Genomic DNA, 12243 nt, shown 5'->3' with positions numbered 1-12243 from the left:
GGTTTTACATCCATTTCAATGCTCCCTTTTTATGAGCATATAAGAACCCCGTAAATAGTATAAAAAAGAAAATAACGATTTCAACAAGCGCCATTAATCCGATCTTTTTTACAACTACAGCCCATGGATATACGAATATCAGCTCCACATCAAAAATCAGGAACAGCAATGCAAACAGGTAGTAACCAACGTTAAACTGGTTCCACGGCGATCCTTCAGAAGGAATACCGCACTCATAAGGTTGCCCCTTTTGTGCATTTGTTGATCGTCTTACCAAAACTTTTGATACGAGTATTCCACCGGCCGAAAAAGCAATGGCAGCGATGGTTAAAACTATGAGAGAGACAGATCCCATATGGCGAATTTGTAATGTTTAAGAATCAGCTGCGTGATTCTAAATTTAGCGATTTTATTGTCAACTGCATCAAATTGTGCCCGATTTATGAACCGACCTAACGGTTTCTAAATCAATCCGCTTTAACCTTTTTTCGATTCAATAATGAAAGCAGGTCTGCATGGGCGCCGCATAAACCCTGCCATTCACCTGTGCTTCCACTTCAGAATGTGCGGAAAGTACACAGCTCACCGGCCGGAAATGTATCCGCTCACCCCCCTTCGGCAACAATTGATAAAAGGTAATAATGATTAAAAAATAGCAAATGGCATCAGCAGAATCCGGTTCATCATTTACCGGTGTGCATCATAAAATCTGATGTCAAAGGAATAACAAAACGGTTGCGGGATAAATGATTAATATCAGAAAGGCGGGTGTTTTAAGTCAGGAAGCGCTTTTTTAAAAAAAATAAAAATTCCTGTCACGTTTTCTTTCCCTCTCTTGTTTTTTATACCGGAAACCACATTTAATCAAATAAAAATCGAAAACAATTATGACACAAAGAATTGGTTATCAGGAAACAACAAAGGGTCTTTGGGACGGCATGTTAAAAACCGACATGTATCTGAAAAAATCAGGCATTGATCACAAACTGCTTGAACTGATGAAATACCGGGTATCACAAATCAACGGATGCGCCTACTGTTTGGATATGCATCATAAAGAAGCGGTGGCCATGGGTGAAACCGAACAGCGGCTGCATTCATTAGCCGCATGGAAAGAATGCCCATATTATAGCGAAAAAGAAAGAGCCATACTGGCTTTCGCAGAAGCATTAACGTTTGCCCACCAGCAGGATGTTTCGGATGAGCTATATAATGCATTGACACAATTTTTTTCAAAAGCCGAAATCGCCGACCTCGCCATGGCTATAGCGCAAATCAATAGCTGGAACCGGCTAAACAAAACATTCAGAACCACACCCGGCAACTATAAAGTGGGTCAGTTTAATTAAAACCGGCAGACTTAAATTTCCATTACAAACAAATATCAAAATAAAAACAATGAAAATAGTTAAAGTAACATACACAGTACAAGACTCTTTTGTACAACAGAATCAGGAAAACATCAGCACATTTATTAATGAAGTAGCCGGCATCAGTGATTCAGGCATTCGGTATCATGTTTATCTCGGCCACGACGGCAAAACTTTTAATCACTTTGCCATATATGATAATGAACAGGCTCAAAAAACGCTGCTTGAACTGCCTTCGTTCAAATTATTTCAGCAGAAAAGAGATGCCAGCGGCCTTGAAAAAGAACCAGCCATCGAGGCAATGGATTTTGTAGCAGCCTCCTATGAAATTTTCAATTAAATCTTTGTAACCAACCATGGCCCAACAACCTAAAAAATGGAAAATGGCTATTCTGATCTGGATAGCCATTTATCCAACCATTACCCTGATCATGATCTTTTTTGGAGATCATCTTAAAAAAATTAAATCACTCCCGTTGCAAACATTAGCCACAACCATCGTTGTGGTGCCCTTAATGGTGTATGCCCTTGTACCCGCTTTGCATAAATTATTGCACAAATGGCTTAGCAATTAACCGGTGGCACAATAACGTGAGAAATATTTTTTTGCACCTGTAATTTTATTCACTACGGAAAAAGGAAATTCGCAGCCATGAAAGATTATCAACACATATTATTCCCTTATGCATATAATATATTGGGAACAACGGAAGATGCGAAAGATGCTGTACAGGATGTTTTGTATAATTTTTTGACTGCGGGAAAAGAAGGTATTGAAGATCCTAAGAATTACCTCATCCGTAGCGTCATCAATCAATCTATCAACATCAAAAACAAAAGAAAGAAATTGCAATTGGGCGATATGTGGTTACCGGAACCTGTTGACACAGAACAGGCCGACACCAATATCAACCTCAGTGAAATTGTTTCGTATTCGCTGTTGATTCTGCTTGAACAGTTAAATGCCAAAGAACGTGCTGTTTTTATTTTGAAAGAAGCATTTGCCTATACGCATGAAGACATTGCCGATACACTTGCAATTACTACCGAACATTCAAGAAAACTGCTCAGCCGTGCCAAAGGAAAGCTCGATCAGCTGCACCAGCCGGTAAAATCAACCAAAAAAGAAGCCATAACACCGGCCATTCTTGAAAAGTTTATGCATGCCATCAGGAGCAGGGATACAAAAACACTCGAAAACGTATTGTCGGAAGATATTGCCTTTTATGCTGATGGCGGTTCGTCGCTTAAAGTGTTTGCACAAAGGTGCACCGGCGCACAGGAAGTGGCCGATCTGTTGATATTCCTTTATCATAAATTCGATACCAATCTATCGGTTACGGCAACGGAAATAAATCATCAGCCTGCTCTATTATTTTATGATGGTACCGAACTTAAAATTTGCCAGGTATTCGGTATTGAACCAGGCACCAATAGAATTTTTCAAATCAGCAATGTATTGGACCCTGAGAAGTTGAAAACAATGGGAAACAGGCAATAGGCAATTGTCAAAAAGCGCACACTTCATGAAATTTTAATATAATATGTCTTTGTTTTTTAAGTAGCTTCATAGAAAAATAAGCTATGAATACGACTCAAATTGCCAACCGCCTGGTTGAATTATGCCGGAAGGGGCAGTGGGAAACTGCACAGAAGGAATTATTTGCCAATGATGCAGTTAGTATTGAACCAAATGCTTCCCCGGCTTTCGAAAAAGAAACAAAGGGTTTATCTGCCATCCTCGAAAAAGGTCATAAATGGGGATCTATGGTAGACAAGGTTAATGAGCTTGATGTATCTGAGCCATTGGTAGCCAGTAATTCTTTTGCCTGCACCATGCACATGGATGTTACTATGAAGAACAAAGAACACATGGACATGACTGAGCTTTGCACTTATCAGGTAAAAGATGGAAAAATTGTAGCGGAACAGTTTTATGTATAAACAATCGTTACCCCGCCATGGCGGGGTAACTTTTATTTTTTAACTGCGTAAAACAATATCACCACGCCCGAACTAAAGGTTTCGGTTTTAACCAACTCCAGTTGAAGCGTTTTTTGTAAATCTCTGAACAAAGGCTTACCACTGCCTATCACTACCGGGTGAACCCACATCCGAAATTCATCTACCAAACCCAGTTTTGTTAAGATGGCAACAATTTTACCGCTGCCATAAATGATCATGTCTTTCCCATCTTTGTGTTTTAGTTCATCTATTTCATCAGCAATATCTTTTTTGGCCAGGCGGGCATTGTTCCAGTTAACCGTTGACATACTTTTCGAAAAAACCACTTTCGGATATCTGTTTAGCATGTCGGCAAAGTCAAGGTCTTCTCTCGGAGCCAACAGGCTAACAGGGGTCGAAGTCCAGTAACGTGCCATGCCCCTGTAGGTAATGCCTCCCAGTAAAATAGTATCAGCGCTGCTTAATTGTTCAGCTGTTGCCCGCGCCATTTCTTCGTTCCAGCTTTTAAAATGCCAGTCTAACTCACATTCGGGGCCGGCCATATAACCATCAAGGGTTACGTTCATCGATACAATTATTTTTCGCATACAGCACAGGTTTATTTCTTCATCTGCTTAAAAAATCTTCCATTATATTTTAATTTTTGGCAGCTTTTGAATAGTTAATTTTATTTTCCGGCAGGCGTATACAGGAAGCAACTAACGGGACAGTTGCGTTCAACGCGCGGGAAAAAACAACCTTCGGTGTTTCATGCATTTTTTTGCCGGCATCCGCCATCGGATTTTTCGGGTCTGCTGCCACGCCTTCCCAATGAGGAATGAAACCCTGCGCCAGGTTGCGGCCCATAACAATGGTATCAACCGGTTCGGTAATTTCTTTTACATAATTACCTAATGCATCATCCCCAGTTCCAAACCATCCAGTTCATTTCGCCATTGGGGCCGCATACAAACCTCATCTACCGAAACCTGAACCTGCAATTTTAGCTTTCTCATCTTTGTAATTTTTAATGATCTGTGATCGATTTGCTGATACAAATGTACCGACGGTAATTAGGTTTGACAGAGTGTGAAAATGACTTCCTGAAGGGTTGTTCGCGACTTTTTTGTTTCTTACCTTGCAATGAGGCAAAAAAGCCGGGGATGCCTGATTTGCCTAAATCAACTCTTCTACGATTTAATGCTATATAATTATGAAACACGTAAGTATTCTTATTCCTCATGATGCAGTCATGGCAAGTATTGTTGACCCGCGTGTTATATTCACGGGAGTAAACGAATTTTTAGAGGCTGCCGGCAAACCGCCTGCATTCAATGTGCAACTTGTTGGGCTTGTGAAAGAAGTACAATTGCACAATGGAATATTTACGGTTCATGCCGACCGGCTAATAAACGAAGTACAAAAAACCGACCTGATTATTATACCCGCTACCGGCGGCGATTTAAAAACCGCCATCAAAAAGAATGAAAAATTTTTTCCATGGATCGTTGATCAATATCACCAGGGAGCTGAAGCAGCCAGTTTGTGCATCGGTGCTTTTTTGCTGGCCTCAACCGGTTTGTTAAAAGGCAAAGAATGCTCAACCCACTGGCGGTTTGCGGAAGAATTCAGGGCCATGTTCCCCGATGTAACGCTGGTAGATGGCCGCATCGTTACCGAACAACAGGGTCTTTACTCGAGCGGCGGAGCCACTTCGTACTGGAACCTGCTTTTGCATTTGGTTGAAAAATATGCCGGCCGTGAAATGGCCATCATGGCCGCCAAAGTATATGCCCTGGAAATTGACCGAAAAACCCAATCGCCTTTCATCATGTTTAATGGTCAAAAAAAGCATGAAGACGAGCCCATTAAACAGGCGCAGGAGTTTATTGAAAAGAATATTACAGAACGAATATCGGTCGAAGAGCTGGCCATAAAATATGCTATCGGTAAACGGCATTTTATCAGGCGTTTTAAAAAAGCCACCAACAATACGCCCATCGAATATATTCAGCGGGTGAAAATTGAAGCCGCCAAAAAGCAATTCGAAAACAGCCGGAAAAATGTAAATGAAGTCATGTACGATGTAGGCTATTCCGACATCAAAGCATTCAGGTCGGTATTTAAAAAGATAACCGGATTATCTCCCATCGAATACAGAAATAAATACAATAAAGAAGCGCTTGAAGTATAAAAACAGGATACCTGTTACCAGTTACCAGTTACCAGTTGCCGGTTGCCGGTAACCCGGATCCGGTAACGGTTTATAACTACTTTCGTATCGTTCATATCCATGAAATAGTAGCATGAATACAACCGACATAGGTAATATTCGCCTGGCCAGTCATCAGCTTGCAGCAACAACTTTCAAAAAAGCTAAGGACATTGTTTCGTGGATGGGTGTGATGCAGTCGCAGGATTATAACATGGCTAAATGGGCCATCGGCATCCGGTTGCCGGGATCAATCGAAAAAACAATAGAAGCGGCTATTCATAAAGGCGAAATATTAAGAACGCACTTACTGCGACCCACCTGGCATTTTGTTTCGCCGGATGATATACACTGGATGCTCGACCTATCGGCTCCCAAACTGAAAGCCTCACTAAAAACCCGGCACAAGGAACTGGAACTTACCGACGCCGTTCGCAAAAAAAGCAATACGTTACTTGAAAAGGCATTAACAAAAAACGGCCATCTAACACGAGATGAACTGGTGACCGTTCTCAAAAACGAAAAAATTGCAGTTGATAACAACCGGGCATCGCACCTTTTCCTGTGGGCCGAACTGGAAGGCCTCATTTGCAGCGGCAGTCTTAAAGATCAGCAACCCACCTACGCGTTATTAAACGAATGGGCGCCCAAAAAGAAAACATACGATCGAAAGGAAGCCATTGCCCAACTGGTTCACCGATATTTTAACAGCCATGCACCGGCAACCCTGCAGGACTTCATCTGGTGGTCGGGTTTAAATATTACCGAGGCCAGAGAAGGCATGGAAGCTATAAAAGATAAATTTGTTGCTGAAAAAATGCAGTCACATACGTATTGGCTGCCCGATTCATTTGTTGTTCCTCCCAAAAAACAATCCGTTTACTTTATACCGGCTTATGATGAATATATTATCGGCTATACTGACCGGTCGACCATCATTCCTGCAACAAATCAAAAAAAGGCCATATCGAACAATGGATTATTCAGACCTGTTATTCTTATAAATGGAAAAGCAGCAGGCGTTTGGAAACGGACAATAAAAAAAGATACGATCATCATAGAAGCACAGTATTTTGAAACGCCCCCCAAATCAAAAAAGGCCATTGAACAGGCAGCAGCAGCATATGGCCATTTTATGGGGCGCACAACAGAAATAATGCAGGGCATCGTAGCGTAATTGTACTTTCAGTGAATCAATCATCATTTTTATGATACGGATAAAATGCATCATCCTGTTTTTCGCATTAGGTTGCATTTATTATTCAGCAAATGCTCAATCACCTGCACAGGTTGTTGTTCAGGGTTCAGGCGTTCCTCTGGTGATGTTGCAGGGCGGCAGTTATCCCTTAACCGTTTTTGACTGGCATGCCAACCAGCTATCCGTACAATATAAAGTGATACGAATTGAACGGCTGAATGTTTATAACACCTTAACCCACCAGCCAATTCCTGCAGGTTATTCTGTAAATATGGAAAGTGAAAGAATAAACCATATGCTGGATTCATTAAAAATTGATGGACCGGTTATTATGGTGGGGCACTCATATGGAGCAGTCATTGCATTGGATTTCGCGCTCAATCATCCCAGAAGAATACGGTCATTAGTGCTGGTTGAACCACCTGCATTCTGGATAGCGCAGGAAAAAGGAGAACATCCGGCCGGTATGGATGAAATAATTGCTATAACAAAAGATTTTGATCCCAACAGTGTAATCACCGAACACCAACTTGAAAAATTCGTGTGTGCGGTGGGCAATTGTGCCAATGGGGTTTCGCCCAAACAGGATCCGCAATGGAATAGCCGGGTAAAAAATATGCAATTATTAAGAGGTTTATCGGTTATTCCTGAACATACCGACTCCATTAAACGACTCAATTCTTTTCATGTGCCAGTATTGATCTGCACCGGCAGTAAAACGGCTGCTTATCACAAACGAATTGACGAATTATTGCAGACAGAGCTACCGGTTTCGACTCCACTTACGTTGGAAGGCGGACATGGCGCCTGTGTTACTACCGCAGCCGAAGCATTTATCAAGGCCGTTAAAGAATTTATCATTCCCAAAAGATAAGCTGCGTACCGGTGACCAGATTATCAACGCAAGGCACCACGGTGCAGCTTTTATTTACCCATTACCGATTTTATGACCGGATATAACTGACCCGCCCACACGGCATACCCTTTTTCCTGCAGGTGAATGCCATCGGGCCGATAACAACCGTTCATCAAATTGCCTGTAGCCGTATCTATTAATGCGCCGGAAGGATCGCAAAAGAAGATATTCTTGTTATTAACAAAGGCCTTTATTTGCTGATTTACCGCCATGTATTTTTTGCGATAATCATCCGTTGCAGTATTGCCTGTTGGCAAAGGGCCAATCAGAATAACTTTTGCTTTGGGTAATTTGGCTGTCAATGCATTGAGCACCGCTTTGATGCCTGCTGTTACTTCTTCGGGATCGTCGTCGCGGAAATTGTTTACGCCAATTGTTACCACAATAACCTTCGGATCGGCTTTTGAAAAATAAGTATGCTGAACGCGCCACAACAGGTTTTGAGTTCTATCGCCCCGAATGCCGGCCACTGCATATTTATAACCTGCCAGCACACTATCGAATGCATGTTCACCGGTGCCTTTGGGTTCAAGACTTCTTTTACCGATTGCCTGTGTAATAGAATTACCCAAAAGCAAAACATCTACTTTGCCAATGCTATCGAGCGCATGTTGAATGTCGCTAAAGTTGTCCCACCAGTCGGTTCCGTTGCCAAAGCGGTATTCTGAGCCGGGGGCCGACACCGTAGCAAAAACTATGTTTCTATTGGTGGCTTTCAAAATAAAATCAATAATCAGCGTAGGATTGGCCAGGCTATGCGGGTGGTGGTTCACGCCCGGTTTATGAATTACTTTTATGCGTCCGCCTAATGCCAGCACCTGTTGTTCAAATGGCCCGGTATTTTCATTAACCGGCACCACATCATCGGCATCGCCCACTACATGCAACATGGGAAAATTGCCTTTTACGATCTGCGCTACTTTATCAATTGGATTTCCTCTGAATTTTATAGCCTCTTCATCGCTTGTATAGCCGTAATCTTTTTTAAACTTTTCCCAGTCGGCGGGGCTGCCTTTGCTTTGTCCTTTACCACCAGGCCAGCTTTTCAAATCGAGCACCGGCGCATCAACATACACGCAGGCTATTTTTTCAGCATTTACTGCAGCCCAGTTGTAAACATATACCCCGCCCCGGCTAAAGCCTTCCATGCATGCTTTTTTAGCCAGGCCGGCTTTTTGCAGCCAGGCATAAAATTTATTCCAGGCGTCTATAGCTTCTGCATTGCCGAACAATTCGGCCACATCGCAATACACAACATGAAAGCCTCTGTCTAAAAGAGCGATATCAGTTTGCGGCTCTACTCCCCAGAATCGTGCGCGCCATATCCAGGGTTTGCCTGCAGCCACTTTGCGCGGTTTTACAATTTTTGCTTTTCGTCCGTTGAAAGTAAAATCGGCGCATTCATATCCATAAAATGAAGAAACGGTGAAAGGCTCTTTTATTTTTGTAAAGATGTCAAAGCCTTTTTCTTCTTCACTGATTATTACCTCATATAATCTTTTGGCAATGGTTGTAGCGCCTAACGACGAAGGATGCAGACTATCCGGAAAAGTAGTCGCCATATCGGCTGTAATGGAATGCAGATCTACCAGCTCGAGCTTTTCATCATAAGCCACCTGCCTGATGCGCGGAATAATCAGTTTTGTAATGGCGTCATCGGTTTGTTTCATGGTATCGGTGAGGTACGAGGTAACCGGTAACAACAGAATGATGCGCGGATGCGAAGGCAATTCTTTAAAAGAGTGAATTAACATTTTATAGTCGGCACTAAAGCTATCTACCTGTAAGCGATAAGGCAACCGGCTGTCGTTGGTGCCCAGTTTTATAAATACGATGTTGGGGTTGCTCTTCAGCGCCTCTTTATATAGTGGGGTAGCCATGTATGAACGGTCGCAATTGCGTAGTACGGTGCGGCCGCTTACACCGAAATTCATTACTTCATAGCCATTGCCCAGCAACTGCTGCAGCTGCACCGGGTATGCATTTTTTTCGGGGTGAGGAAGCCGGGCGCCAGCCGTAATACTGTTACCAATGCAGGCTATACGAATAGCATTTTGAGCAATAACAGGGGCCTGAAGCAACAGGCATATAATGAACAGAAAGTGGTTGGGTATTTTTTTCATATGCATGAAACTGTCAAAGTAATCAGTTCGTCGTTATGTTGAATAAAACGATTCCCTTAGCTGAACCAATAAAGCTTCGGCTTTTTGTACATCCGGCGCTTCCCGCAAATCAGATTTCCGGTATGCCGTTTCAATATTCAACATTTTCTCTTCGGCCATTTTTATTAAATCATCGTATTCAAATTCACCGGCCCTGACACGCAGTAAAAAGTCGCGGTCGGTTCTGTATACATTTACTTTATGCTCCAGGGCAATTTCTTCGGCCATGCTTAGCAAACGGAAAGTATGCATCATATTCTTGGCATCGTAATTTTTTCCATGGGTCAGCGTATTTTGATAACGGGCCTCATTCCGCTTGTTCACCCACTGCCAGTATTCGTTATACTCCCGGCAGTATACCGAATAACCATCTTTGTTAAAATGCATTACGGCTGCGGGTTCTATTCCTTTTGGTATTGAACTAAGCTGAACATCATTTGCCTGTATTCCCGAAATAATTCCTTTCAATTTTTCGCCGGTGGTAATTTGTGATTGTATGTACAGCAGATATCCATCTCTGAAGTGTGTCAAATTCGCCAGTCCGCACGCTGACTGTACTATTGCATTTTCATTAAGCCAGCTTTGTAACGGAATGCTTGTATTGCCCTTCACTACATAACAGAAATCAAGCACCGTTTTACGTTCTTTTTCAAGCGGTTTATTGATCTTTTTATTCAATCCCCTCGCCTTTTTGATTTGTGTTTTAGCATAACCGGCAAACGTATCCAGGCATAATTTCGACAAAAAGTCTTCCGGCTTGATCCATTGCATCAGCGGATGACGAAACAAAACACATTCAGGAGGCGTGCTCAACAATTCCAGTATGTTCGGATTGTTTTTTGTGAGCAGCTCAACAAAGCGTCTGATCTCAAAAAAAACTTCATCATTGGTTTCATTGCCAAGCTGCTCAGCAAATGTTAACCCATATAATTCCTGTTTCGGTAAAACAAATATGCCCTTTATATCGGTATCGGAAGTGGCTATGTTAAGATTATAAGCTTTGCTGCCACTGATACATTTCAGTAAAAGATGTTGTGGTTGCTGTATTAATTGTGCGAAAGTCATTAATGGTTTATATATTTTCTGAATAATGCATCCAGCTCAACCGTATCCTGTGTAACAGGTGGAATAGCATCAGACTGCTCTTTACAATATTTTAAAGTTTCCCCGATCCATTGCTGCAAAACAGGTACCGGACTAATCATTGCCTTTTCATCAGCCATTTCTTTTTGTTTCAATAATTCATCAACCGCGCGATGCCAACCGACATCTTCAATAACAGTCCGTAGCCGACCGAATTCCATCGGCGGTGGTGTTTGGTTTGTTTTAATGATCCACAAACAGGCTAACGCCGGGCGCAGAGCATAAAAATATTTCTTTAATTTAACCTGATCGCCTTGCAAGTCATGTTCAAAAGTGTTGGCAGCCATCGACAGGTAATGATGACAACCGGCGCGTTTTGAAAAATAACCAGGCATTAATTTTTGCAATTCCAAAGTAAAATCTACCTGCTGTCGGTAAATAATGGGTGATTGCAACCATTCGTACAGGGGCGCATTTGATTTCAGGAATAAACGCAACGCTTTTTTCAGGTCCCAGCCGTTTACATCCAGCACTTCATTCACCGGTAGTTCAATTACATCTTTATGATCGCGAATGCTCAGGTAATCGCCTGCAGGCCGCACATAAATAAAACGCACGTCGTAGTCGCTATCCACAGAAGCAAAGCCCCAGGCTCTGCTACCCGACTCACACGCATATAAAATTTTTGCACCATGTTGTTGCTCAATATTCCGAAGCTTTTCCTGAATGATCTCCTGCATAATTTAAGATATATGTTACCGGCTAATTAAAATGAAGATAAAAGTTTTTTCTTTGCTGTACTACCGCTTATTTGAAATCTGGACTATCTGAATAGTCCAACACCATGCTATTTTTGATTTGCCTATAAAAAATACAACCATGAACAGATTTATCAATGTCGCACAATTGTATTTGAGAATCGCTATCGGAGCAGGTTATCTGGTTTTTGGGCTCGACAGAATAGGTTTTTGGGGTCCGAACGGAAGTAAGAATGTTGCCTGGGGCGACTGGTCGCACTTTATGGCCTATGCGCAAAAAGTGATGAGTTTTTTACCATTTTACCTCGCTAATATGTTAGCGATGATTGCCACCGGCGCCGAAATTATTTTGGGTATTTTATTGTTAGCCGGTTTGTTTACCAGAATGGCCGCTTTGGGAAGTGGCATACTTGCATTTTTATTCGCTGTTTCAATGGCCATTTCTTTCGGCATTGTTTCCCCGCTCAGTTATTCGGTTTTTACCCTCAGTGCCGCCAGCTTTCTGTTATCTACTGTTGAAAATTTTCAATGGAGCCTCGATGCCTGGTTGAAATCGAAAACTATCGAAAAGGCAGAACGGTTTGCAAAAAAAGCTTAATA

General features: G+C 42.1%; 15 protein-coding genes. 9 read left to right on the top strand and 6 right to left on the bottom strand.

Annotated elements, in window-relative coordinates; all coding sequences use genetic code 11:
- Positions 1-4 precede the first annotated feature (4 nt).
- A complete protein-coding gene (locus AC59IL_RS19535) occupies positions 5-355 on the bottom strand; it encodes an NADH-quinone oxidoreductase subunit A (protein WP_496553869.1) in 351 nt (116 codons plus the stop codon).
- A 532-nt stretch (positions 356-887) separates the two neighbouring features.
- Here AC59IL_RS19535 and AC59IL_RS19530 point away from each other — a divergent pair.
- The 5 genes from AC59IL_RS19530 (at position 888) to AC59IL_RS19510 (ending at position 3314) form a co-directional block, all read left to right on the top strand.
- Complete coding sequence (locus tag AC59IL_RS19530; protein ID WP_496553868.1) at positions 888-1349, top strand: carboxymuconolactone decarboxylase family protein; 462 nt, start codon at positions 888-890, stop codon at positions 1347-1349.
- A 49-nt stretch (positions 1350-1398) separates the two neighbouring features.
- Positions 1399-1710, top strand: a complete 312-nt coding sequence (locus AC59IL_RS19525) for a hypothetical protein (RefSeq protein WP_496553867.1) — start codon at positions 1399-1401, stop codon at positions 1708-1710.
- Positions 1711-1726: 16 nt separating this feature from the next.
- The gene (locus AC59IL_RS19520) at positions 1727-1945 is read left to right on the top strand and encodes a putative antibiotic biosynthesis monooxygenase (RefSeq protein WP_496553866.1); all 219 of its coding nucleotides are present in this window, start codon (positions 1727-1729) and stop codon (positions 1943-1945) included.
- 77 nt (positions 1946-2022) lie between these two features.
- Positions 2023-2871, top strand: a complete 849-nt coding sequence (locus tag AC59IL_RS19515) for a sigma-70 family RNA polymerase sigma factor (RefSeq protein WP_496553865.1) — start codon at positions 2023-2025, stop codon at positions 2869-2871.
- An 83-nt stretch (positions 2872-2954) separates the two neighbouring features.
- Positions 2955-3314 carry a SnoaL-like domain-containing protein gene (locus AC59IL_RS19510; protein ID WP_496553864.1) on the top strand — a complete coding sequence of 120 codons (360 nt, stop codon included), beginning with the start codon at positions 2955-2957 and terminating at the stop codon, positions 3312-3314.
- Between the two features lie 32 nt (positions 3315-3346).
- Here AC59IL_RS19510 and AC59IL_RS19505 read toward each other — a convergent pair whose 3' ends face one another.
- Positions 3347-3922, bottom strand: a complete 576-nt coding sequence (locus AC59IL_RS19505) for a dihydrofolate reductase family protein (RefSeq protein ID WP_496553863.1) — start codon at positions 3920-3922, stop codon at positions 3347-3349.
- A 49-nt stretch (positions 3923-3971) separates the two neighbouring features.
- The gene (locus AC59IL_RS19500) at positions 3972-4181 is read right to left on the bottom strand and encodes a hypothetical protein (RefSeq protein ID WP_496553862.1); all 210 of its coding nucleotides are present in this window, start codon (positions 4179-4181) and stop codon (positions 3972-3974) included.
- A gap of 346 nt (positions 4182-4527) precedes the next feature.
- On the opposite strand from AC59IL_RS19500, the gene AC59IL_RS19495 reads away from it, so the two are divergent.
- The 3 genes from AC59IL_RS19495 to AC59IL_RS19485 all read left to right on the top strand — a co-directional run bounded on the left by AC59IL_RS19495 (position 4528) and on the right by AC59IL_RS19485 (position 7598).
- The gene (locus AC59IL_RS19495) at positions 4528-5508 is read left to right on the top strand and encodes a GlxA family transcriptional regulator (protein ID WP_496553861.1); all 981 of its coding nucleotides are present in this window, start codon (positions 4528-4530) and stop codon (positions 5506-5508) included.
- 112 nt (positions 5509-5620) lie between these two features.
- Positions 5621-6703 (top strand): winged helix DNA-binding domain-containing protein, encoded by a 1083-nt coding sequence (locus AC59IL_RS19490; RefSeq protein WP_496553860.1) that lies wholly within the window; start codon positions 5621-5623, stop codon positions 6701-6703.
- 31 nt (positions 6704-6734) lie between these two features.
- Complete coding sequence (locus AC59IL_RS19485; RefSeq protein WP_496553859.1) at positions 6735-7598, top strand: alpha/beta fold hydrolase; 864 nt, start codon at positions 6735-6737, stop codon at positions 7596-7598.
- 50 nt (positions 7599-7648) lie between these two features.
- Here AC59IL_RS19485 and AC59IL_RS19480 read toward each other — a convergent pair whose 3' ends face one another.
- From AC59IL_RS19480 to AC59IL_RS19470, 3 genes are read right to left on the bottom strand one after another with little or no spacing between them, the layout of a single operon-like run.
- Positions 7649-9763 carry a GDSL-type esterase/lipase family protein gene (locus tag AC59IL_RS19480; RefSeq protein WP_496553858.1) on the bottom strand — a complete coding sequence of 705 codons (2115 nt, stop codon included), beginning with the start codon at positions 9761-9763 and terminating at the stop codon, positions 7649-7651.
- A gap of 33 nt (positions 9764-9796) precedes the next feature.
- Positions 9797-10867, bottom strand: coding sequence for a DNA polymerase beta superfamily protein (locus AC59IL_RS19475; RefSeq protein WP_496553857.1), 1071 nt, complete (start codon positions 10865-10867; stop codon positions 9797-9799).
- The gene (locus AC59IL_RS19470; protein ID WP_496553856.1) at positions 10867-11625 is read right to left on the bottom strand and encodes a nucleotidyltransferase domain-containing protein; all 759 of its coding nucleotides are present in this window, start codon (positions 11623-11625) and stop codon (positions 10867-10869) included. Before AC59IL_RS19470 ends, AC59IL_RS19475 begins: the two co-directional genes overlap by 1 nt.
- Before the next feature lie 139 nt (positions 11626-11764).
- Here AC59IL_RS19470 and AC59IL_RS19465 point away from each other — a divergent pair, with 139 nt between their 5' ends.
- Positions 11765-12241, top strand: coding sequence for a DoxX family membrane protein (locus AC59IL_RS19465; RefSeq protein ID WP_496553855.1), 477 nt, complete (start codon positions 11765-11767; stop codon positions 12239-12241).
- Positions 12242-12243: the final 2 nt, after the last annotated feature.

The organism is Niastella sp. sgz303648 (genome assembly GCF_059587045.1).
The sequence above is the reverse complement of the archived record's forward strand: the minus strand, read 5'-3'. Positions and strand labels throughout refer to the sequence as shown.